Source organism: Paenibacillus sp. J22P165 (assembly GCF_059692015.1).
In genome coordinates, this window is the sequence record NZ_JCAUAP010000009.1 from 378291 (window position 1) to 401480 (window position 23190).

27 protein-coding genes and 1 tRNA gene are annotated in these 23190 nt (G+C 42.9%); 3 read left to right on the top strand and 25 right to left on the bottom strand.

From position 1 onward, the window contains the following. Positions 1 to 324: 324 nt before the first annotated feature. The 8 genes from dnaB to rpsF form a co-directional block, all read right to left on the bottom strand. Positions 325 to 1698: a replicative DNA helicase gene (gene dnaB / locus AC58QM_RS24225; RefSeq protein ID WP_497287411.1), complete on the bottom strand. Its 1374-nt coding sequence runs from the start codon at positions 1696 to 1698 to the stop codon at positions 325 to 327. 133 nt (positions 1699 to 1831) lie between these two features. Continuing rightward, positions 1832 to 2281 (bottom strand): 50S ribosomal protein L9, encoded by a 450-nt coding sequence (gene rplI, locus AC58QM_RS24230; protein WP_497287412.1) that lies wholly within the window; start codon positions 2279 to 2281, stop codon positions 1832 to 1834. Then, positions 2278 to 4239 (bottom strand): DHH family phosphoesterase, encoded by a 1962-nt coding sequence (locus tag AC58QM_RS24235; RefSeq protein ID WP_497287413.1) that lies wholly within the window; start codon positions 4237 to 4239, stop codon positions 2278 to 2280. Before AC58QM_RS24235 ends, rplI begins: the two co-directional genes overlap by 4 nt. Positions 4240 to 4257: 18 nt before the next feature. After that, the gene (locus AC58QM_RS24240) at positions 4258 to 5172 is read right to left on the bottom strand and encodes a DUF2232 domain-containing protein (protein ID WP_497287414.1); all 915 of its coding nucleotides are present in this window, start codon (positions 5170 to 5172) and stop codon (positions 4258 to 4260) included. Positions 5173 to 5178: 6 nt separating this feature from the next. Next, positions 5179 to 5490: a MazG-like family protein gene (locus tag AC58QM_RS24245; protein WP_310499885.1), complete on the bottom strand. Its 312-nt coding sequence runs from the start codon at positions 5488 to 5490 to the stop codon at positions 5179 to 5181. A gap of 150 nt (positions 5491 to 5640) precedes the next feature. Beyond that, the gene (gene rpsR / locus AC58QM_RS24250) at positions 5641 to 5928 is read right to left on the bottom strand and encodes a 30S ribosomal protein S18 (RefSeq protein ID WP_028557221.1); all 288 of its coding nucleotides are present in this window, start codon (positions 5926 to 5928) and stop codon (positions 5641 to 5643) included. A 25-nt stretch (positions 5929 to 5953) separates the two neighbouring features. Further along, positions 5954 to 6433: a single-stranded DNA-binding protein gene (ssb, locus tag AC58QM_RS24255; RefSeq protein ID WP_497287415.1), complete on the bottom strand. Its 480-nt coding sequence runs from the start codon at positions 6431 to 6433 to the stop codon at positions 5954 to 5956. A gap of 34 nt (positions 6434 to 6467) precedes the next feature. Then, positions 6468 to 6755: a 30S ribosomal protein S6 gene (rpsF, locus tag AC58QM_RS24260; RefSeq protein WP_436239400.1), complete on the bottom strand. Its 288-nt coding sequence runs from the start codon at positions 6753 to 6755 to the stop codon at positions 6468 to 6470. 243 nt (positions 6756 to 6998) lie between these two features. Between rpsF and AC58QM_RS24265 the strand changes: the two genes are divergently transcribed. Then, complete coding sequence (locus tag AC58QM_RS24265) at positions 6999 to 7190, top strand: YjzC family protein (RefSeq protein ID WP_028557224.1); 192 nt, start codon at positions 6999 to 7001, stop codon at positions 7188 to 7190. Positions 7191 to 7289: 99 nt separating this feature from the next. On the opposite strand, the gene AC58QM_RS24270 is transcribed toward AC58QM_RS24265, so the two are convergent. The 5 genes from AC58QM_RS24270 to AC58QM_RS24290 all read right to left on the bottom strand — a co-directional run bounded on the left by AC58QM_RS24270 (position 7290) and on the right by AC58QM_RS24290 (position 9386). Beyond that, the gene (locus AC58QM_RS24270; RefSeq protein WP_497287416.1) at positions 7290 to 7718 is read right to left on the bottom strand and encodes a hypothetical protein; all 429 of its coding nucleotides are present in this window, start codon (positions 7716 to 7718) and stop codon (positions 7290 to 7292) included. A gap of 177 nt (positions 7719 to 7895) precedes the next feature. Beyond that, positions 7896 to 7983: transfer RNA gene (locus AC58QM_RS24275), tRNA-Ser, on the bottom strand. A 76-nt stretch (positions 7984 to 8059) separates the two neighbouring features. Beyond that, entirely contained in the window at positions 8060 to 8275 is a 216-nt protein-coding gene (locus AC58QM_RS24280; protein WP_497287418.1) for a DUF951 domain-containing protein, read from the bottom strand. Position 8276: 1 nt separating this feature from the next. Next, a complete protein-coding gene (locus tag AC58QM_RS24285) occupies positions 8277 to 9131 on the bottom strand; it encodes a mechanosensitive ion channel family protein (protein ID WP_497287419.1) in 855 nt (284 codons plus the stop codon). A gap of 12 nt (positions 9132 to 9143) precedes the next feature. Further along, on the bottom strand, positions 9144 to 9386 hold the full coding sequence (locus tag AC58QM_RS24290; protein WP_497287420.1) for a putative Se/S carrier protein: 243 nt from the start codon (positions 9384 to 9386) through the stop codon (positions 9144 to 9146). 96 nt (positions 9387 to 9482) lie between these two features. On the opposite strand from AC58QM_RS24290, the gene yyaC reads away from it, so the two are divergent. Beyond that, positions 9483 to 10106 carry a spore protease YyaC gene (yyaC, locus tag AC58QM_RS24295; RefSeq protein WP_310499877.1) on the top strand — a complete coding sequence of 208 codons (624 nt, stop codon included), beginning with the start codon at positions 9483 to 9485 and terminating at the stop codon, positions 10104 to 10106. On the opposite strand, the gene AC58QM_RS24300 is transcribed toward yyaC, so the two are convergent. The 12 genes from AC58QM_RS24300 to rpmH all read right to left on the bottom strand — a co-directional run bounded on the left by AC58QM_RS24300 (position 10081) and on the right by rpmH (position 21108). Then, positions 10081 to 10572, bottom strand: coding sequence for a DUF4446 family protein (locus AC58QM_RS24300; RefSeq protein WP_497287421.1), 492 nt, complete (start codon positions 10570 to 10572; stop codon positions 10081 to 10083). The two genes, yyaC and AC58QM_RS24300, sit on opposite strands and share 26 nt — an antisense overlap. A gap of 15 nt (positions 10573 to 10587) precedes the next feature. Continuing rightward, positions 10588 to 11748 carry an aminotransferase class V-fold PLP-dependent enzyme gene (locus tag AC58QM_RS24305; protein WP_497287422.1) on the bottom strand — a complete coding sequence of 387 codons (1161 nt, stop codon included), beginning with the start codon at positions 11746 to 11748 and terminating at the stop codon, positions 10588 to 10590. A 211-nt stretch (positions 11749 to 11959) separates the two neighbouring features. Continuing rightward, a complete protein-coding gene (locus AC58QM_RS24310) occupies positions 11960 to 12832 on the bottom strand; it encodes a ParB/RepB/Spo0J family partition protein (RefSeq protein ID WP_497287423.1) in 873 nt (290 codons plus the stop codon). Next, positions 12829 to 13587 carry a ParA family protein gene (locus AC58QM_RS24315; protein WP_068667017.1) on the bottom strand — a complete coding sequence of 253 codons (759 nt, stop codon included), beginning with the start codon at positions 13585 to 13587 and terminating at the stop codon, positions 12829 to 12831. Before AC58QM_RS24315 ends, AC58QM_RS24310 begins: the two co-directional genes overlap by 4 nt. Positions 13588 to 13751: 164 nt before the next feature. After that, entirely contained in the window at positions 13752 to 14567 is an 816-nt protein-coding gene (noc, locus tag AC58QM_RS24320) for a nucleoid occlusion protein (RefSeq protein WP_497287424.1), read from the bottom strand. 329 nt (positions 14568 to 14896) lie between these two features. Then, positions 14897 to 15622, bottom strand: a complete 726-nt coding sequence (gene rsmG, locus AC58QM_RS24325; RefSeq protein ID WP_497287425.1) for a 16S rRNA (guanine(527)-N(7))-methyltransferase RsmG — start codon at positions 15620 to 15622, stop codon at positions 14897 to 14899. Between the two features lie 3 nt (positions 15623 to 15625). Continuing rightward, complete coding sequence (gene mnmG, locus AC58QM_RS24330; protein WP_497287426.1) at positions 15626 to 17521, bottom strand: tRNA uridine-5-carboxymethylaminomethyl(34) synthesis enzyme MnmG; 1896 nt, start codon at positions 17519 to 17521, stop codon at positions 15626 to 15628. 46 nt (positions 17522 to 17567) lie between these two features. Next, a complete protein-coding gene (gene mnmE, locus AC58QM_RS24335) occupies positions 17568 to 18944 on the bottom strand; it encodes a tRNA uridine-5-carboxymethylaminomethyl(34) synthesis GTPase MnmE (RefSeq protein ID WP_497287427.1) in 1377 nt (458 codons plus the stop codon). A gap of 74 nt (positions 18945 to 19018) precedes the next feature. Beyond that, complete coding sequence (jag, locus tag AC58QM_RS24340; RefSeq protein ID WP_057314190.1) at positions 19019 to 19636, bottom strand: RNA-binding cell elongation regulator Jag/EloR; 618 nt, start codon at positions 19634 to 19636, stop codon at positions 19019 to 19021. Then, positions 19633 to 20406 (bottom strand): membrane protein insertase YidC, encoded by a 774-nt coding sequence (gene yidC / locus AC58QM_RS24345; protein WP_056622684.1) that lies wholly within the window; start codon positions 20404 to 20406, stop codon positions 19633 to 19635. The genes jag and yidC overlap by 4 nt, the downstream gene beginning before the upstream one ends. A 71-nt stretch (positions 20407 to 20477) precedes the next feature. Further along, positions 20478 to 20837, bottom strand: a complete 360-nt coding sequence (rnpA, locus tag AC58QM_RS24350) for a ribonuclease P protein component (protein WP_497287445.1) — start codon at positions 20835 to 20837, stop codon at positions 20478 to 20480. A gap of 136 nt (positions 20838 to 20973) precedes the next feature. Continuing rightward, the gene (gene rpmH / locus AC58QM_RS24355) at positions 20974 to 21108 is read right to left on the bottom strand and encodes a 50S ribosomal protein L34 (protein ID WP_028557239.1); all 135 of its coding nucleotides are present in this window, start codon (positions 21106 to 21108) and stop codon (positions 20974 to 20976) included. A gap of 624 nt (positions 21109 to 21732) precedes the next feature. On the opposite strand from rpmH, the gene dnaA reads away from it, so the two are divergent. Beyond that, entirely contained in the window at positions 21733 to 23100 is a 1368-nt protein-coding gene (dnaA, locus tag AC58QM_RS24360; RefSeq protein WP_497287428.1) for a chromosomal replication initiator protein DnaA, read from the top strand. Positions 23101 to 23190 lie beyond the last annotated feature (90 nt).

The following is a 23190-nucleotide window of genomic DNA, read 5'->3' on the forward strand; positions in this document are numbered from 1 at the left end:
CAACTCCCTCTACATCATTCCTCTCACTCTCCAATTAACACGCTACTCATCATTAAATGGAAATACTACAGCTATTTTCGAGAAATTCTGCTGAAAAGAGGATTTAGCTGGATAACATGCAGTTATTTCCAGCAGTTTCGCTCAAAAGAGTGAAATGCTAAGGAATTAGCTACATGAAATACAGTTAAATGGACTTAGTACTGAAATTTTACAGATTTAGCTACATAAATTACTGTTATTTCTGTGGCGTCATGGGTGTAGACAATTGTACACGGTCTTCCACAGGGGAGCACCTGCCCCAGCTACAAACAAAAAAAACAGCCGTCAATACTGCCCGGCTGCTGCTTCTTGATGACTGCGATCCATATTCACGAACTTATTGAATTGTTTAAGGAAGGCCAGCTCGACGGTTCCTACGGGACCATTCCGCTGTTTAGCAATAATAATCTCGATAATGTTCTTCTTCTCCGATTCCTTATCGTAGTAATCATCCCGGTATAGGAACGCTACGATGTCAGCATCTTGCTCAATGGAACCGGATTCCCGAAGGTCAGACATCATCGGACGCTTGTCCTGCCGCTGCTCAACGCCCCGGCTCAGCTGCGAGAGCGCGATAACCGGTACATTCAGCTCACGGGCAATTTGCTTCAGCGTACGGGAGATCTCAGAGACCTCCTGCTGACGGTTGTCGCCGCCTTTTCCGCCACGCCCGGCAATTAACTGCAAGTAGTCGATGAGAATCATGCCGAGCCCCTTCTCCTGCTGCAGTCGACGACACTTCGCTCGGATATCTGCAACCGTAATCGTCGGCGTATCGTCGATGAAAACATTCGCCTCGGACAAAGCACCAATCGCCATCGTCAGCTTCTCCCAGTCGTCTCCTTCTAGATTACCCGTACGCATCCGATTCGCATCGACGTTCGCCTCAGCGCAGACCATACGTTGTACGAGCTGCGCGGCGCCCATCTCGAGCGAGAAGATCGCGACGGTCTCTTTGGCTCGGACGCCAACATTCTGCGCCACGTTCAAGGCGAACGCGGTCTTCCCTACGGAAGGACGCGCCGCAAGAATAATTAAGTCTGAGCGCTGGAAGCCAGACGTCATCTTGTCTAGATCAATGAATCCAGATGGAATTCCCGTTGATCCGCCCTTGTTTGAGTAGAGGCTTTCAACCTTCTCGAATACTTCCATCAACACGTCGCGGATCACGACGAAACCCGTGGAGCTGCGGCGCTGCGAGATCTCGAGGATCTTTTTCTCTGCATCGCTGAGCATCATCCCGACATTGTCCTCATTCGCGTAGCCATCGGACACAATTTGAGTCGCCGTACGGATCAAACGGCGAAGCATCGATTTCTCCTCGACAATTGCCGCGTAGTAGTCAATGTTGGCAGCGGTTGGCACCGCATTCGCCAAATCGGACAAGTACGTGACACCGCCGATCTCTTCCAACTGCTGCTTGTTTTGAAGGAGGGCCGTTAGGGTAATGAGATCGATCGGCTCCTGCGCTTCGGCTAACTCAACGATCGACTCGAAGATGCGCTGGTGAGAACCGCGATAAAAATCATCGCTTGTGATCCGCTCCATGGCGGTAATTAACGCATCACCATGAATCAGGATAGCCCCTATGACGGCTTGTTCAGCTTCTATATTTTGAGGCGGAACACGATCCACAAACATATTATCTCCATTGCTCATGCTACTGTGCCCGCCTTTCATTTTCACTATTTAATAGTTTACTAGTTTTGTGACTACAAGAGAGAAGAGCCCCAGACTGGGACTCTCGTTCTGTTCTTTCTATGCGAATCTTCATGCCCTGTGCTCCAAAAGCTTACTTCTCTTCCGTAACTTGAACGTTCAAGCTAGATGTTACTTCCGCATGCAGCTTAATAGGAACCTTCGTTACACCTAGTGTACGAATCGGCTCTTCCAGCACGATTTTACGCTTATCAATCACGATTTTATATTGTTTCTCCAGTACTTCTGCAATTTGCTTACTTGGAATGGCTCCGAACAAACGTCCACCCTCGCCAGATTTCGCTTTAATTTGTACCGTCATTTCACTAAGCTTCTCACCTAGTGCCTGTGCATCCGCCTTCTCTTGATCCTTGCGGCGTTGCTCGGCTTTCTTTTGATTATCCAACACTTTTACCGTGCCCTGTGTAGCTGGAGCAGCAAGTCCTTGTGCGATTAGGAAATTTTGCGCGTATCCCTCGGATACTTCTTTTACTTCGCCCTTTTTACCTTGGCCTTTTACGTCTTTCAGTAGAATAACTTTCATTCGAAAAGTCCCTCCTCTTCCTGCATATCGGCTAGTACTTGTTTTAATCGATTCGTTGCTTCCTCTAATGTGCAGTCCGTCTGAGTAGCCGCATTGGTAAGATGTCCGCCGCCACCTAAACGCTCCATGACCACTTGAACGTTCATTTGACCTAGCGATCTCGCGCTAATTCCAATCAATCCGTCCGGTCGTTCGGCAATTACAAAGGAAGCCATAATATTCGTCATATTTAACAATGTATCAGCAACTTGCGCAATCATCAACTGAGAATATTTGCGTGATGGCTCAGCAACTGCCAATGCAATATGATCATAGATCGTTTCGGTGTGCTTAATAATCTCGGAACGCTCAATATAAGAATCCAAATCTTCCTTCAAAAGCTTCTGAATGAGTGCAGAATCTGCCCCATTACGTCGTAAGTAGGACGCTGCCTCGAAGGTTCTAGCACCAGTCCGAAGACTGAAGCTCTTCGTATCCACAACAATACCCGCTAAGAGCATCGTAGCTTCCAAAACTTCCATTGATAGCTTCTCGTTGATATATTGCAGGAGCTCAGTCACTAACTCACACGTAGAGGACGCGTAAGGCTCCATATAGACAAGCGTAGCATCATGGATGAACTCCTCACTTCTACGGTGGTGATCGACCACTACGACCCTGTGTGTCAGCTGTAGGAGCTTGGGCTCGGCGACCATGGAAGCTTTATGCGTATCGACAACAACTGCAAGTGAACGCTGTGTCGTAATTTGCATCCCCTGCTCAGGTGTAATGAACCAACGGTGCAGCCGCTCATCAGCCGAAATCGTCTCCATCACTTTCTGAATGGCAGGATTCACACCCTCCAGCACGATGTAGCCTTCTTTGCCGACAACTTGAACCGCCTTGAGCACACCAATCGCCGCCCCGATCGAATCCATGTCCGCGAAACGATGACCCATGATGATGACCTTGTCACTGTCCTTCATTAGATCACGCAGTGCATGTGAAATCACTCGGGCTCTTACCCTGGTGCGTTTCTCAACCGCATTCGTTCTTCCACCGTAGAAGGACAGACGCTGCCCGACCTTCACGGTCACTTGATCGCCGCCGCGGCCGAGTGACATGTCCAGTCCCATTTGTGCCATCTGACCTAGCTCTGTTAACGATTCTGCACCTGAGGCGATCCCGATACTAAGCGTTAAAGGCAGCTTGTTCTCAATCGTCAGATCCCGAACATCATCCAACAGTTCAAAGCGGGTTTGCTCTAATTGACGCAACGCTTTCTGATCCATCAAGATTAAGAAGCGATCTGACGATGTCCGACGTAGATAAAGTTGATGCTTCTGAGCCCATTCTGTAATCTCACCGGTCACCTTGGCCAACATAATACTGCGTGCCTGATCATCCAGTCCCTGGGTAGCCTCTTCCAAATTATCCATCATCACGATACCAATAGCCGTCTTACTATCCTCATACTTCTTCGCCAACACAGCATGCTCTGTAATTTCACGTAAATACAGGAGTCTCTCTTCCGGTTTGGTCCACACTTGATAAATAAATTGACCAACTGTCAGCTCTATTTTATCACTTTTGTCTTTCTTGTTTTTGAGATCGGGGAAATACTCAAAGAGTGATTCACCAATCACGGAGTCCTGTCCTAGCATTTTCGCTACAAAAGGGTTGTGCCACTCGATACGTTTCTCTTCATTATATAAAATAATGCCGATGGGCAGCCCGCTCATAACTTCATTGCCGGCTTTCTTCACTCGATGAGTTATCGTTCCGACGTACGTATTCAATTCTCGACGAAAAGCTGTCTCCGCTTGCAGTGTAAAATACGCCATCACTCCGCAGAGTAAGAAAGCCGTTAGGCCCAGCCACCATTTGAACATATAAATAATGGCCGTCAAGGCGATGAGCAGAACGAACATCCACACAATATGCTGACCGTGCCACCGCTTCAAAAGGAACTTCGGCATTCGAACTAGCTCCTAATCCTATAAATTTTTCTTGAACCGTTCACGGATTGGAAACGCAACATCAAATACCCCTAATAAGCTATACACAATAAATAGTGGCGGCATGAACACCAATACGATGATCGCCACGATTGGCAGGATGGGTTTCCATTTATTCGCATGTGCCACAAAGAACAGAAAGCCTATCGCTTGAACAGCGAATGCGAGCATCAACAGCGGCATGGCATTCATCAGCAACGTCGAAATGAGTGAGCTCGAATCAGGTTTTGAAAACAAATCTAAGACAAATGCCACTAAATAAATCCAAACTAGAGATCTCTGCAACTTCCACTCTCTCATTGGTCGCAAGCCTGGAATACCTTCACCGGATTTGTTCAAAAACCACCGCGTTACGCCATGCGTCACAAAAGTTATGAACAACGCCACAAAAATCAAATACAACGGAATGACCTGCACAATGAACCCAACGTACCAGTCTTGATCCTTCGGTAAAATTTCCTGAATGCTTTGCGGCATGGTTGCAATACTATCTATCATAAATTGTTTAAATTTCGCAACCGGATTAAGACCTAATACAAAGCCTAGAAGCAAGCTTATTAATGACTCAGCCAAAATGGTAACGATACCCGCAGTTAATACAGATCTTGCTGCCGCTTTACGTTTGTACAGATTACCCATCACTAACACAGGTGGCAATATGAACAACGCGATGGTTATTAAATAGAGGCCTATCCACTGTGTAAGTATGTAAATAACGAGAAGGCTAAGTACATAACTTATGACGAAACGTTTTGTACTTGTTTTGACATATAACATTAGAACCGGAACCAATAGAAAACTACATGTGAAAATAATAAATGGCGTCATCAACGATAGCAATGAAATGATCATAACTACGCTCCAGATGACACTTTGCCAACTTCGATTCCCCAACCGGGCTCACCTCTTACGTAAATGTTCTTCGAGCGATGAAATGTCGCCGTACCAGTCCTCAAGTTGATGGCCCTCTTGGCGGTGCTTCTTCATTTTCTCAATAATAGCTTCGTCCAAACTGTGATAAGAAATCCCCAGTCTTCGGCCTAAAATATAGCCACTCGAAATCAGACTGGCCAATCCGTCCATCATCTTTGCATGACTGCCTTCCCACATGCCTTTGAGCAGGTGAGCTACATGATCTACGACTTCTGTTTTGAGCCACTCAATGACTTTGGCCCGTCTGGCTAGGTCAACTTCTTTTTCCCTATTCAGCAACCGTCATCACTCCTCATCTCAGCAGAAACGATATTGATCAATTATACCACAAATAGGCACTAGAAAAGAAAGCCTCTGCAGGAGTATTCAATCTCTTTCTGGACAAACAAAAAAGACAGCCGTTTGACCAGCTGCCTTTGATGATAAAACCTATTCCGTTGTGTAAGGAAGCAACGCGATTGTACGGGAACGCTTGATAGCGATCGTCAAAGCACGTTGGTACTTAGCGGAAGTACCAGTTACACGTCTAGGAAGAATCTTCCCGCGCTCACTGATGAACTTTTTAAGAGTCTCGATATCTTTATAATCAATATGCTTGATTTTGTTTACTGTGAAGTAACAAACTTTACGGCGTTTGCCTTTACCGCCTTTGCCACGAGGAGCAAATTTGCGATCAGCACGATCATCACCATTGTTGTCTCTTTTTTGGAAGGCCATTGTGTCTCTTCAGTCCTTTCTACGTTTAAAATGGCAAATCATCATCGGAAATATCGATCGGTTTTCCGTCATCTATGAAAGGATCCTGCTGCTCGCGCGATCCACCGCCACGATTGCTGCTTCCGCCGCCGCTATAGCCGCCTGCGTTTGCATTAGAGGATCCGCCCTCTTCGCGATTCCCGCCGCTAGATTCAAGGAAACGTACATTGTCGGCAATAATTTCGGTCACGTAAACACGTTTTCCTTCATTGTTGTCGTAGTTACGCACTTGAATGCGTCCTTCAACTGCTGTTAAACGACCTTTACGCAAATAATTCGCGCATGTTTCGGCAAGCTGCCTCCACGTGACGATATTGATAAAGTCCGCTTCACGTTCTTTCGAGCCACCGCTCGTGAAAGGACGATCTACAGCAAGTGTGAATTGGGTAACTGCTACCCCAGCTGGTGTATAACGAAGTTCTGGATCTCTGGTCAATCGACCGATAAGAATGACACGGTTCAACATGGAACAACCCTCCTGACGAAAAATACTGGCATGATTAAGCTACGTCGTTTACGATTAAGTGACGAATAACTTCGTCCGAAATCTTAAGTACGCGATCAAGTTCAGTTACAACAGCAGGTTCTGCGTTGAAGTGTACAAGCACGTAGTGCCCGTCACGGAACTTCTTGATCTCATACGCAAGACGGCGTTTACCCATCAGGTCATGTTTGGAGATTTCTCCCCCACCGTTCGAGATGATGCCTTGAAATTTTTCAACCGTAGATTGAACAACTTCTTGCTCAATGTCAGTACGAATGATGTACATCAATTCATATTTGCGCATGTATTTCACCTCCTTTTGGACTAAGCGGCTCCTATTCAAACTTGCTAGGCAAGCGATGGAGCAAGGAGCGAGGATTCTTATTCAAAACTCGCACCTGAATACTATAGCAAATCACGCGGCAAATTACAAGTTTTTATCCCACGATTCGCACAGGTGGAAGCTGGTAAGTAATCAGGTACATGCTTGGGCCTTCTTGGGGCAATCTAACTATGATTGTTATTCTGATAAAGAGGTGATTCAATCGTGGGTGAATGGACACATTTTAATGAAGGCGATCATGTTCCTAACGATGGTGAATATATGGAAATTGGCGAGAATGCCTTCCATATGGGGATTAACAATCCTAAGACAGTTACCTTGAGAAAAGGCGATACCTTCCCAGCAACAAGCAATCATAATCGCAAATGGCATAAAAAAGGCGGCAAACGGATGTAATTTCATACGATGAACAAACACCCCTCATGAACTCAAAATGAGGGGTGTTTCATTTTAATGCTGTTATTTCCCGAAATACGAATCTACTTACTCAATCCCCTACTTCTGATACACTCGCTTCTCAGAAATTTTCCCATCCGCAAAATAGACAATTTCAGCGTAATATCCTGGTTGGTTCGTAATCGCAAATTCATACGTACGTTTGCCATTCTCTTCTTTCACTAACTTACCTTTCGATCCCGTTTGTTTCACCATATCATCGTACGTGCTCGTCATCGAGATCTTCTCTACTTGTTCTTTGGTTATCGGTGAAGGTGTCTCTGCCGCTCCACCGCCTGCCGTAGCTTTCGGTGTAGGAGACGCAGTTCCAGCCCCACCACTCGTCGTCCCACTAGGCGTCGCAGAAGCCCCTGCTGAGGGCTGAACCGTCACTCCCGGTGTTGGACTAGCTGTTGTCGTATCTTCCTTCTTAGCGCAGCCTGAGGCCATTACAGCAACCACCGCAAGTACTATCATCCATCTTTTCATGTATATCGTCCTCCTATAAGCTATTTTCCATAACCTAACTATTAGGTTGCTACGTATCCTTAGGTTTTATCCCTTATTTTTCATATAAACCAATTTCACGATTTCTAAACAGGACAACAAAAAAACCGCCTATACCCTTAAAGGATATAAACGGCTTTTATTTTGTGTGTTCTAGTACGGAAAGAGTGGGAGTCGAACCCACGCACGCCTCGCGACGCCTAACTGATTTCGAGTCAGCCCCCTTGGACCACTTGGGTACCTTTCCAAGAAAATGAGAACAGGACTTATTGTATCAAAAAAGTCTGTCTCTCGCAAGTGTTTTACTATTTTTTGTGAAAAGTTTAGCTCGTCTCTTCTTCTGTTGCTGCATTGCTGCGCAATATTTTTTTGAGCTTGCTTTCGAACTTCGTTCTTGGCACTAGGACACTGTGCTTGCAGCCTACACATTTAATCCGAATATCCATACCCATTCGAATAATTTCCATTTCATTTGTACCGCATGGATGGGGCTTTTTCATCTGTACAACATCGCCAAGTTGGTATTCTTTCTTCTCCATCTTAGTTCCCCTCCACTTTTTCTTGTTTGATGCCATGGGTATCTAAATACTTCTTAATCTCTGCATTTAAAATCCGGCTGACTTCCCCTTGTTTGTTCGGCTTGCATTCCGCAATAACTCGGATCTTCAAGTCCGTATTCCCAATCATCTGCACACCAAGTACTTGAGGCGCTTTAACGATACTTTCTGTGCGTTCATGCACTTCAGCGACAACTTCATTTAATAAGACCATCGCACGATCAATGTCAGCGTCATACGCAATGGATACATCAACGATAGCAATTGAATTATAAGTTGAAAAGTTGGTCACTTGCTTAATATTTCCGTTAGGGATAATGTGAACCTCACCGGTCCAGCTTTTGATACGTGTCACACGAATGCCAATTTCCTCAACGGTCCCTTTGAATTGATCAATTTGAATAACATCGCCAACACCGAACTGATCCTCGAAAATAATAAAGAATCCTGTAATAACATCCTTCACCAAACTCTGTGCTCCGAAACCTATCGCCAACCCGAGTACACCTGCACCAGCGAGTAATGGGCCCAAGTTCAAGCCTACTTGACCGAGGATCAACATGATTGCAACTAGATTTACCGTATAGGCAATAAGATTATGTACGAGAATGGAGATGGTATTCGATCTTCTTCTATCAATATTGAGTGGCGACCTCTCTCTGGCTATCACCATGTGAGCTATCGTTTTGTCAGCAATTTTAATGATCACTCTAGCAATGACGTAAATAAGTGCGATTTTAATAATAATCCAGAATACGGAAGCAATGATTTCAGGTTTACTGATATGCTCTCGAATCCAATGAATCAGATTTTCAAAAAATTGTGTTTCAAAAGACACTAGTAAGCCTCCTTATTTTTCTACTATGGTACCATATCCATCTTCTTTTTTAAAATAGATTCCCCTAATTTCAACGCTTTCGCTCTCTATGATCTCTTGAACTTGCACAAGATCGGCTCCTGGAAATTCAATAGATAGCGCACATCCCGCTGTAATCTCTTTCGGTGTGGGCCTGATATCTATCTCGATATCCGCATACTCTAGCAGCATCTCTGCTCTTAAAGCTTGTTGGGTAGAATCGAAAGCTATCAACATAATCGAATATTCCAGAGAAAGCTCTCCCCTCTACGTATAAATGTGCCTCTCTCTCCATATACTAGTAAAAAAGATTTACTACTTTGGAGGGATATCATGAAATTCCATTTTGGATTCGACGGCGATAAAACCCCAGTGCAAGAACCATTGAAAATTCAGCATACCGATTCCAATACACCTTATCTTCTCGCAAAGCATTTGCAAGCGATTTTCAGTAAACTACCAACCTATCAACCTATCGTTGTTATCTGTGTAGGGACAGATCGTTCTACGGGGGACGCTCTCGGACCACTGGTTGGCTCCCATTTAAATCGTACAACTACTCTCCGCAATCTTCATTTATTCGGCACGTTAGATGAACCTGTCCATGCGATGAATTTAGCTGAAACGGTTGAAACGATTCACAAGCAATTCCAAAATCCATTCATCGTAGCCGTTGATGCTTGCTTAGGGCAAGTTGCTAGTGTCGGCTGTATCCAGGTAGCTTATGGACCACTCAAGCCAGGTGCCGGTGTCAATAAAGATCTGCCTCCCGTTGGTGACATTCATGTCACGGGGATCGTGAACGTAGGCGGATTTATGGAATACTTCGTCTTGCAAAATACGCGGCTTAGCCTCGTTATGAATATGGCGACGGTCATCGGCGATGCCCTCTACGCTGCAATCAGACGTACCCAATCTTTTGCCCCAAGTGCTACGACTGCTTTAAAGTTTGAGTAAGCGTTTCTTTCTCTTCCGGACTTAATGTGTAACTGGATTGCCCCTTTGTAATCGGCTTAGCGTATACATACATTTGCTCTCGACTATGTATTCCTGTAACAATCACACCATCCTGTTCTTCATTTAGCATAGCTAAAGAAAAACTAAGATCACTACCGCCTTCATTGAAAGCATTGTAGCGGCGAATTTTTATGCTTGATGTCATCTTCTTCATGGATTGATGAATATTAGAAATTCGGGTCGAAGTCTCTACGGATTCGGCCTTTTGCTCGTTCAACGCGGTCTGCATATCGAGTAATACTTGCTCCATATTTTCAGCACTAGAACCATTAATCATCCGCATATAACGTTTCCGCAAAGATGACAAGCGAATTGAAATAATAATAATCGTAATAAACAGCACCAGAATGCATGCAAAACAAACTAACATTACGTACTCTGCATTCAAGCCAAACAGTTCCCCCATGCCCTATCCCTCTTTCTACTTCGCATATTGCGTTTGAATCTCTTTAACGGCCTCAATAAGTGCAGCTACTTCTTCATCCGTTGTAAAATAACCGATACTTGTGCGCACTGCTCCTTTTGCCAAGGTCCCAGCAACTTCATGAGCAAGCGGTGTGCAATGATAGCCTGCTCGTACGGCTATTTGGAATGACTGATCGAGAATGAATGCCACTTCCGATGAATCCACATCTTGAATGTTGAAGGAAACGATTCCTGTTTTATTTTGTCCAAGCTTCGGCCCTAGAATCGTCACTCCTTCAATTCCCAGTAGCCCTTCCATTAATTGCTGCGTGTGTGCCCATTCTTTGGCATGAATCTTGTCCACTGTTTCGCTAAGGACGAACTTCACACCTTCGTTCAATCCTGCAATGCCTGGGGTGTTCTGTGTCCCTGCTTCGTAGCGATCAGGACGCACCGTAGGTTGATAGATCGCTTCAGATTGACTGCCCGTTCCACCGTGTAGTAACGGCTCCAAATCTATATCCGGATGGATATATAACCCACCCGTTCCCTGAGGCCCCAGGAGCCCTTTGTGGCCTGGGAAGGCAAGCATGTCGATATTCATATCTGCGACATGAATAGGCAGTACACCAGCGCTCTGAGCCGCGTCTACAAGCAGCTTCGCACCATGACTTTTGCAGATCTCCCCAATCTCGGCAATCGGCATAATCGTGCCAAGCAGGTTGGAACTATGATTCACCACGACCAATGTTGTATTCGGTCGAAGGGCTTCTTTCAGATCATTTAAGTGCATATTCCCTTGTTCATCATGTTGCAAATAGGTAAGCTCAACCCCAGCTGTTGCTTTCAAATATTCAAGCGGTCTTCTCACCGAATTGTGTTCAACGTTAGAGCAAATCACATGATCGCCAGACTTCACGAAACCTTTAATCGCCTGGTTCAAAGCATGTGTTGTATTTAATGCAAACGAAATATCATTGGGGTTTCTAACACCGAACAACTTTGCTAGATTCTTTCTAGTCTCGAATAACGTACGACTTGCCTTCACCGCCATTTGGTGGCTGCCCCTACCTGGATTGGCTGCATACTCTTGCATGCATTGTATCATTGCATCCATCACCGCTGGTGGCTTCGGCCACGAGGATGCTGCTTGATCGAAATACATAACGCCCTTCATGTTCCCAACTCCTTATGAGAAATCTCTACCTGCATCATCAGCACTCCCCCATAAAAGGAGACGTCTGCCTTGGGAAGTAGGTTCTATCGCCAATGGAAAGTACACATTTGAGCTCTTAAATTACCTATTCTATATATGTATGGTCAAAAATATAGCATACCTTAGTTTGTTCTTTCTGCTCGAAAGAAAAACATAGGTATGCTAGCAATTTTTAAGAGATTTTACCTTGCAATAATTCTAGCAGTCGGTTGAGATCATCTTTTGAGTAATAGAGCAGCTCGATCTTCCCTTTATCCTGCTGAGTTTTAATTTTAACGGATGTCCGATAAATGTCTCGCAATTGCTCTTCTACTTGATTAATATACGGATCTCTATTTTTTTCTTTTTGTTTTGATTTTTCCTTTTCAGTACCCGGTTGTTCTTCTAGCATTTTAATCGCTTCTTCAAGCTCCCTAACACTCCATTGTTTAGAGATCGTTGACTCGGCAAGTTCTTTCTTAATCTTATCGTCCTTCACACCGACAATAGCTCTCGCATGTCCCATTGATAATGTTCCACGTGAAACATATTGTTTAATCGCTTCCGGAAGAGAAAGCAATCGAAGGAAGTTTGCAATGTGTGATCTGCTTTTCCCAACCTTCGCTGAAAGTTCTTCTTGTGTTAACGAGAACTGATCAATAATACCTTGGTAAGCAAAAGCAATCTCCAGTGCATTGAGATCCTCACGTTGAACGTTCTCAATCAACGCGATTTCCATTACCTGCTGATCGGATAGAATTCGTTCAACAGCTGGAATAGTTGGCGTCCCTGCAACTTGTGATGCACGGAAACGACGTTCACCTGCAATGATCTCGTAACCTTTAAGAACTTTCCGAACAATGATTGGTTGAATAACGCCATGCTCTTTGATCGATTCTGAAAGTTCTCTAATGCTATCTTCATTGAAATGTTTCCTTGGTTGATACGGGTTAGCTCTTAGCTGAGCCAATGGAATTTGAATGACTTTATCGCTCTCATCAATATGCAAGGACGTAATTAGTGCGTCTAATCCTTTACCTAAACCTTTAGAGAGGCCTTTGGTCATACTGAGATCACTTCCTTAGCAAGTTCTAAATAAACTTCCGCGCCCTTTGATCTAGGATCGTACGTAATAATGGATTGCCCATGACTCGGCGCTTCACTCAAGCGTACATTACGAGGGATAATCGTCTGATATACCTTTGTTTGAAAATACTTCTTAACTTCTTCAATAACCTGAATACCTAAATTCGTCCTTGCATCAAACATCGTCAATAGTACGCCTTCAATTTGAAGACCTGTATTTAAATGCTTTTGCACCAATCGCACGGTGTTTAGAAGTTGACTTAAACCTTCTAATGCGTAGTATTCACATTGAATAGGGATGATTACGGAATCCGCGGCAGTTAAAGAGTTGATCGTTAAAAGGCCAAGTGATGGAGGGCAATCTATCAAAATATAATCATATAAGTGTTTGACAAGTTGAAGTGACTTCTTTAATCGAACTTCTCTTGAAATGGTTGGTACTAATTCAATCTCTGCACCAGCCAATTGAATTGTAGCTGGAACAATTTTAAGATTCGGTACATTCGTGTCAAACGTCGCATCTTTCGGATGCACATCATTAATCAATACATCATAGATGCAATTTGTAACATCAGCTTTATTGATACCAATACCACTTGTTGTGTTCCCTTGCGGGTCAATATCGACCAAAAGAACGCGTTTACCAAGCGAAGCTAATGAAGCGCCTAGATTCACAGAAGTCGTCGTCTTACCGACGCCACCCTTCTGATTCGTTATTGCAATAATTTTAGACAAAACCATTTCACCTCTATCGCTTATGTTCCATAATGCTATTTAACAAGCAGTAGTACTATCTTACCATATCTATCTCTCAGTTACCTTATGAATATTTGATAGATTCGTGCCATTAGATGCAAAAAAAACGGCTTGCGCCGTTTTAGGTAGCAGGAATGCCTAAATTATCGCTTAGGAATCTTAATTATAATTTCGTAATGATCTTCATGATCTTGTTCTGATGTATTAATATGTAAGCCCGAACTTGAAACCATTTCAACGGATTGTCGAATCGTATTGAGGGCAAGTCGAACATCTTTCGTAAAGGATACTCGACGCGACTTCTTAATCTTCGCCGCTTCCTTTAAGAAACTAATTTTAATTTCGGTTTGTTTCACATTTAATTCTTTGGTGATGATTTCTTCTAGTAACTTAACCTGTTGTTCTTCTTCATCCAAGGCCAATAAAGCTCTTGCATGACGTTCTGTAATCTTACGTTCCATCAAAGCCATCTTAACCGGTTCACTCAATTGTAAAAGACGGATCTTATTCGCAATCGTTGATTGGCTTTTGCCAAGTCTCTGTGCGAGACTCTCTTGCGTAAGATCATGCATTTCAATCAATTGATGATATGCTGCAGCCTCTTCAATTGCAGTAAGTCCTTCACGCTGCAGATTCTCAATAAGTGCGATCGATGCTGCTTGTGAATCATTAAAGTCTCGAACGATAGCTGGAATCGTATCGAGCCCTAACTTTTTCACAGCTCGCAAGCGTCGTTCGCCGGCAATCAATTCAAAAGTACCATTTTTCACTCGAACAACAATGGGTTGAATAATACCATGTGTACGAATGGTTTGGCACAGTTCGTCAATACGATCATCGTCGAATAATGTTCTCGGCTGATAGGGACTAGGAATAATACTATTTACGGGTATGTTTTTGACCTCATCTGTCGTTGAACGATCTGCAAGGCCAAATAGCTTCGATATTTGTTCTTTCATAGGAAAACTTACCACCAACTCTTCCCGTAGTTTAAGCGATCAGTACAGTTGCAATAAACGGCTACATCGTCCACTATTTATCAAGGGATCTATCCGTCCTGTACAAGGTGAAACGATCTATTCGCCGTTCCGAGACGATGTCATTCATGCTGTCTGATTCTAGTAAATTTAATCTATCAATTGCGAATATCCAACTACAACATGACAAATAAAATCTAAGGCGAAGCCAGTATGAGACGGGCTTTCACCTTATATAGGTATTCTCCATTGAAGGCAATAATCCTTCTATTTAATAGGATTGCTAGCAAATGTTTCACGTGAAACATTTTTCATTTGGTGAGTGGCTCTTTCAGCGGAATTCCTGCCTTACGCGGGTATTTTGCTGGAGTCGCAGCCGTCTTCCGAATTTCAACAAAGTGTCTCACAGATTCTTCAATAGGTAAAATCATACGATTAATCTTAATAACTTTGCCTCGCAATTCTACTAAACTAAAGGAAGAGTCGTTAATCTCTTCCTCTATTTCAGAGCCCTTCATAGCAATGAAAGTACCACCACTCTTAACGAATGGAAGACAGAACTCATTTAACACTTGCATCTTCGCAACTGCTCTTGCAGTTACGAGATCGAAGTGATCACGATAGCGAGGTAACCTTCCAATATCCTCTGCCCTGCCATGCACGCAATCCATATTCGTCAAACCAAGTTGAGCCACAATTTCCTTAAGAAACAAAATACGTTTATTCAAGGAATCAACAATCGTAACTTGAAGATGAGGAAAGGCAATCTTAAGAGGTATGCTTGGAAATCCAGCGCCTGAACCGATATCAGCAAGAGACTTAACCTGCGCCATATCAAAGTTAAAAGCCACGGAAAGAGAATCATAGAAATGTTTGAGATAAACTTGATCTCTTTCTGTTATGCCAGTCAAATTCATTTTTTCGTTCCACTCTACAAGCGTCTTGTAATACTGTTCGAACTGTAATAGCTGTTGTGTAGAAAGTGTAATGTTTTCTTTCGCTAATAATTCCGTGAATTGTTGCTGTATAGCATCCATATCTTAACCTCTAGCCGCTATGACTCTATTGTAATGTTCGAGATATACAAGCAAGATCGAAATATCAGAAGGTGTAACCCCGCTAATCCGAGATGCTTGACCAATTGAGATTGGGCGAATTTTCGCGAGTTTCTGCTTAGCTTCCGTAGCAATCCCATGAATTTCGCTGTACTCAATATCATCCGGAATCTTTTTCTTTTCCATTTTGCGTAGACGATCAACTTGATTGCTTTGTTTTTCAATATAGCCTGCATATTTCACTTGAATGCCCACTTGCTCCTTCATATCTTCATCTAAATTAAAAGGAGACATCGTCATTTGTTCAATATGCTTATATTCAATCTCTGGACGACGCAACAAGGAGATTGCAGGAACCGAATTCGTCAATTCCACACTTTCCAAGCTGCGAAGCAATTCTTGAACGTGAGGCTCTGGTCTTACCTTCACTTCAGATATACGTTCAATTTCTTGATCTACTAACGATTTTTTATTCAAAAACTTCGCGTAGCGCTCTTCCGAGATTAATCCTATCTCATGACCAATTGGCGTCAAGCGTAGATCTGCATTGTCATGGCGGAGTAGCAAACGATACTCCGCACGTGAAGTGAGCAAACGATAAGGCTCGCTTGTTCCTTTTGTAACGAGATCATCAATGAGAACTCCGATATAGCCTTCTGAACGATCCAGGACAATAGCTTCTTTCTCTTGTACTTTACGTGCTGCATTAATCCCTGCCATAACACCTTGACCAGCTGCTTCTTCATAGCCAGATGTTCCGTTGATTTGCCCAGCCGTGAATAGGCCACTAACCAGCTTCGTTTCTAATGAAGGTTTAAGTTGCGTAGGCACAACCGCATCATACTCAATCGCGTAACCAGTACGCATCATTTCAACTTTTTCTAAACCAGGAATGGACCGTAGAATACCCAGTTGTACGTCTTCCGGCATACTTGTAGAGAGACCTTGCACATAGTATTCCGACGTACTGTGACCTTCTGGCTCTAGGAAGATTTGATGCTTTGCCTTATCAGCGAAACGAACAATTTTATCTTCAATAGAAGGACAATACCTTGGCCCAGTCCCCTCGATAGCACCAGAAAACATCGGAGCGCGATGGAGGTTATCATTAATAATTTGGTGAGTTTCTGCAGATGTATAAGTTAACCAGCAAGGCAATTGTTGATTATGATTAGAACCATATTCCGTTTCGAACGAGAAAAACTTCGGTTGCTCATCGCCAGGCTGAATTTCTGTTTTACTAAAATCAATCGTATCTCCATGAACGCGTGGAGGCGTTCCCGTTTTGAAACGAACTAGATCGAAACCAAGCTTGCGCAAGGACTCGGATAATTTAACAGATGGCTGTTGATTATTAGGCCCACTCTCGTACATCAGTTCGCCCATAATCACTTTACCGCGCAAATACGTACCCGTCGTCAAAACGACAGATTTTGCGTAATACTCAGCGCCTGTTTTTGTAATCAGACCTTTACAAACACCGTTCTCAACGATAAGCTCTTCTGCCATCCCTTGACGCAAAGTCAAATTAGCCGTTGCTTCAATCGTTTCTTTCATTTTGTGCTGATACGAAAATTTGTCGGCTTGAGCACGAAGTGCATGAACCGCCGGCCCCTTGCCTGTATTCAACATACGAAGTTGAATATATGTTTTATCAATGTTGCGACCCATCTCGCCACCAAGAGCGTCGATCTCACGAACAACGTGTCCCTTCGCTGGCCCACCGATGGATGGGTTACAAGGCATGAAAGCGACCATGTCTAAATTGATCGTTAATAGCAAGGTGTTGCACCCCATACGAGCTGAAGCTAACGCGGCTTCACAACCAGCATGGCCGGCACCGATAACAATAACATCATAATCTCCTGCATGATATCCCATAGAAACGTCCCTCCCTCTTTTATGAAAACGCAAATGCTGTCGATTTTCATTTTCCTAAGCAGAATTGTGTAAAAATTTGATCTATCAGGGACTCGCCTACCGAATCTCCTATAATTTCACCAAGCTGCTCCCATGCAGCTCGAATGTCAATTTGAATCATATCAATAGGAACATATTGTTCATTCGCATCCAATGCATCCTGTAGAGAACGCTTAGCCTGCTTCAACAATGAAATATGACGAACATTGCTCACATATGTTAGATCACTCGATTCTAACTTCCCTTCGAAGAATATCGCAGCGATTGCTTTTTCCAAATCCTCAATACCTTTATTCTCAATCAGAGATAGCTCTACGATACGCTCTTTCGGGAAATAACTAAGAACTTGTTCCACATCTAGCTTGCGATCCAAATCAATCTTATTTAGAATAACGATCGTTTGTTTATCAGCTAACTGCTTCATTAGTGCAATCTCATCCAGTTGGAGCTCATCATTACTATTTAATACTAGTAAAATAAGGTCAGCCTCAGCTAACGCTGTCTTCGAACGTTCCACGCCAATTTGTTCGACAATATCTGAAGTTTCTCGAATCCCTGCTGTATCTAGCAGCTTCAACGGAATACCACCAATATTAACGAACTCTTCAATGACATCCCGCGTAGTCCCCGGAATATCAGTAACGATAGCGCGATTCTCTTGCGCCAACTCATTTAACAAGGAAGACTTCCCAACATTAGGTTTGCCTACAATGGCTGTCTCAATGCCTTCACGCAGTATTTTACCTTGTTCCGCGGTCACCAATAAACGATCAATATCATACATGACCGTCTCGCACTTCGTCTTGATGAACGTGTTCGTCATTTCCTCTACATCATGTTCCGGATAATCAATATTAACCTCAACATGCGCCATCAACTCAACAAGAATATAACGCAAATATTTAATTTGCTTAGATAAATTACCCTCAACTTGCTTCAAAGCAACCTTGAAAGCTCGATCCGATTTAGCACGAATCAGGTCAATAACTGCTTCTGCTTGCGTTAAGTCAATTCGGCCATTCAAGAAAGCACGCTTCGTAAATTCACCTGGCTCTGCTAAACGAACGCCTTGTACTAGCAGCAAATCAAGCACCTTTTTAACCGATACAATCCCGCCATGGCAACTAATTTCAACAACATCCTCCATCGTGAAAGAACGCGGAGCTTTCATTAACGTAACTAGAACCTCCTCTACCTTTTCGGCAGAAGCAGGTTCTATAATGAATCCATAATGTACCGTATGCGTGTCAGCAACAGATAATTTCGTTTTTGAGCGGAAAATACGTTCAACGTATGTGACAGAATCCTCGCCGCTCACACGAATAACCGCTATCCCACCCTCACCGAGCGGTGTAGAAATAGCAGCAATCGTATCATTTAACATAGTATTTGCACCTCGAATTTACCTCATCTTAAAGAAAAAGCAATGACATATGAACCAAGTCATTGCGATCTGTGTTATTTAACAGCGATGACAACCCGACGATTCGGTTCTTCGCCTTTACTGTACGTTTTGATAACAGGATGCCCCTGCAATTCAGCATGAATAATTTTGCGTTCCTGCGAATTCATAGGCTCCAAAATCACTTCTTTTTTGGACTTAATGACACGGTTCGCCAATCTTAGCGCTAGCTCTTCGAGCGTTTTCTTACGGCGATCACGGAAATTCTCCGCATCTAAAATAATGCGGAAATGAGAATTCGCATACCGATTACCAACAATATTAACTAAATATTGAAGGGCATCGAGTGTTTGTCCTCTTTTACCGATCAAGATACCTAATTCCGAACCACTCATGTTTAAGATATAGCCTTCACGATCTTTATGCGTATCTATGGTGATGGAAATTTGCATCGCTTCGAACATATCTTGTAAGAAAGCTATCGCTTCCTCAAGTGGATCGGGTATCAATTCGAGCTCAACCTTCGCAACTCTGGATCCAATAAACCCGAACAACCCTCGTGAGGGCTGTTCCAAAATATGAATATGTACACGATCCTCCGAAACTTGCCATTGATCTAGACCAGATTTAACGGCTAGTTCAATTGTCTTTCCAGTCACCACGATTTTCTTCATTTCGACAGGCCACCCTTATTATTTTGAGATCCAGGCTTTTTTTGTGAACCAGGAGCACCATAGATGAAATAAGACTGAACGATTGTGAAAATGTTACCGTAAATCCAGTATAGCGGAAGTGCCGATGCAAAATTCATGGACATAACGAAAATCATGACCGGGAAAATGTACATTAAGCTTTTCATTTGTTGATTCATTTGGGAAGACATAAACATTTGTTGAATGAACGTCGTAGCCGCGGCAATCAACGGTAAAATGTACAAGTGATCCGGTTTACCAAGATTCAACCACAAGAACGTGTGCTCATGAATTTCTTGATTACGCATGATCGCTTGATATAGAGCAATTAGAATTGGCATTTGCACGATGATAGGAAAACAACCAGCTAACGGATTAACACCATTTTGTTGAAATAGCTTCATCGTTTCTTCTTGTTGCTTTTTCGCATCATCTTTATATTTCTCTTTAAGCTTCTTCATTTCAGGCTGCAGATCCTGCATCCGTTTAGAGCTTTTGTATTGCTTAAGCGTAAGCGGCAAAATAATCAATCGAATAATCAAGGTAACAACCAAGATAGATAATCCATATTGACCCCATAGATGATCGGCGAACCAGTCGAGCGTTTGTGAAAGCGGGTACGTAAAGTACTTAGTGAAAAAATTAGCCGTGTTCGGGTCGATTGGCGCTGATGCTGCACTTGACGGGCTACATCCGGACAAAAGTAAAATCACCGAAGACAGTGCTACTAGCATATAAATTCGACGAGTCAAAATGAGATCCTCCTAAATGTCTTTTCCAAGATAAACTATAACACATCTTAAGCCTGCAAGGAAATAATGCATTACTTTTTTGTAGTGTCATTTTTTCTATATAAAGAAGCTTTGCGAATTACATGCCATATACTCTTCTCCATGTCTGCATATGCCATATCCACAACTGGTTTTCTAGCCAACAGAATGTAGTCATATTGAGGAGTCATGTTTTCTTTTTTTAATCGAATGACTTCTTTCATCATCCGTCTCAATCGATTCCGAACAACCGCATTGCCGATCTTTTTAGAAACCGAAACTCCAAACCGAAATTCATCTGCTTTGGGCTGCGGCAAATAATAGAGCACGAATTGCTGATTGGCCATAGATTTCCCATAGCGATACACCTTGCTAAAATCTTCTCTTTTCGCTAACCGATACTGTTTCTCCACAGCCATGTACACTCCAGACAGATCACATTCATTATATTGAAAGAACACTACATATCTTATCTAGTTTTAACAAAACCAGCTCGATGTAAACCAAACAACAAAATGCAAAAAAAAAAGCCCCTTTCGGAGCCTCTTTTTACGCGCTAAGAACTTTTCTTCCTTTAAGACGACGAGCTTGTAGAACTTTACGACCGTTCTTCGTGCTCATTCTTTTACGGAAACCATGGTTCTTCTTACGCTTTCTCGTATTCGGGTTAAATGTTGGACCCATCTATAGCACCTCCCTACCTGGCTGAGGATATCCATCCTACAAAATTTCTACTACTCATTAAATCATTTTCACAGAAGAAAGTCAACCTACCCAAGTGTGCAGTATTTGGATAGCAGAATCTCGTATTGCCGATCAAAAGAATAAGCTGTGAATAAACTTTTGACGAGAAAGAACAAACTTTGTCGAAAATCAACAGAATATCAACAATATCTTGTGTTGTGAACAATTTCTACCCACAACTTGTTGTTATTGTGGATAATACGAAACAATCCGTTGATTAACAAGGTATCTTTTGTTAAGATAGTAATGTTTCTGCTGTGGATATACACCACTAAACCTCCGAGTTATCAACATCCTGTGGATAACAATGTGCACAAACTACCCTCTATAAGAATAAGTCATTTCTGCGGATCCTTAACATTGTGGATAAAACCGACAAAAGTCATCCTTTTTTGACCCCACCAGACATAAGATTCTTTTAGTAGAAATTTGGGCACACTATATGCTAACTACCTAATCTATACAATTCCAACGTGAGTTGTTCGTTTCACGTTTTATCCATAAATCATATCCATGTTTCACCTGGCCTATGCCACATGTTTGATTCAAAAGGAGTGAAGTACTGTGGAAGGCCATTCTACGGACCTTTGGCAACAAATTTTAACGATTATTCAAACAAAGCTTAGCAAACCCAGCTTTGACACCTGGCTCAAGTCGACTAAGGCAACCGTATTCAACGATTCCACAGTCATTATTTGCGCGCCGAATAATTTTGCGCAGGAATGGCTAGAAAGCAGATACACGAAGCTAATCGAAGGTACGATCTACGATTATACGGGTAAGCATGTATCCGTGAAGTTCGTCATTGAAACCGAAGAGCAAAAGACACAATCGATGACATCCATTCAACCAGTTGTCATTCCTCCTAAAGGTCCAGCTATTGTAGCTGGAGAAGAAAATTTCACAAGTATGATGAATGCCAGGTACACCTTTGATACTTTCGTTATCGGATCTGGTAACCGTTTTGCTCACGCAGCTTCCCTTGCAGTAGCTGAAGCACCAGCAAAAGCTTACAATCCGCTCTTTTTATACGGGGGAGTTGGATTAGGTAAGACTCATCTCATGCATGCTATCGGACATTATGTACTTGAACATAACCCAGGTTCTCGGGTTCTATATATATCCTCCGAAAAGTTTACGAATGAATTCATTAACGCTGTTCGTGATAACCGCGGGGAAGGCTTTCGCAATAAGTACCGTACAATTGATGTCCTGCTTATCGATGATATTCAATTCCTTGCTGGGAAAGAAGGAACGCAAGAGGAATTTTTCCACACATTTAATGCGCTTCATGAAGAAGGAAAGCAGATTATTATTTCGAGTGACCGTCCGCCCAAAGAGATTCCGACCTTAGAGGATCGGTTGCGTTCACGATTTGAATGGGGACTTATTACGGATATTCAGCCACCAGATTTAGAAACACGTATCGCCATTTTGCGCAAAAAAGCTAAAGCCGAAAATCTCGAGATTCCAAATGAAGCTATGATCTATATCGCAAACCAAATTGATACGAACATTCGAGAGTTAGAGGGTGCATTAATACGTGTAGTTGCGTATTCATCACTTATTAATCAAGATATCAGCGTTCATTTAACAGCCGAAGCGTTGAAAGATATCATCCCATCGAACCGGCCAAGGGTCATTACGATACAGGATATTCAACAGCGAGTTGGAGAATTCTATGGTTTAAAGCTCGAGGATTTCAAAGCGCGTAAACGAACAAAGGCCGTGGCGTTCCCAAGACAGGTAGCAATGTACCTTGCACGGGAGCTCACAGACTTCTCATTGCCGAAAATCGGAGATAATTTTGGGGGTCGCGATCATACAACCGTCATACATGCGCATGAGAAAATCGTGCAGCAGCTAAAAGTCGATCAAGAATTATATAAGATTGTTCATAACCTAACGGAACGTATAAAAAACCCCTCTTAATAACATCACTTTTTTCATAAGCCTATGCACAATCTATTCACATGTGGATAGGCTTGCTCTATCTCAGGTTCATCCACATATCCACATATC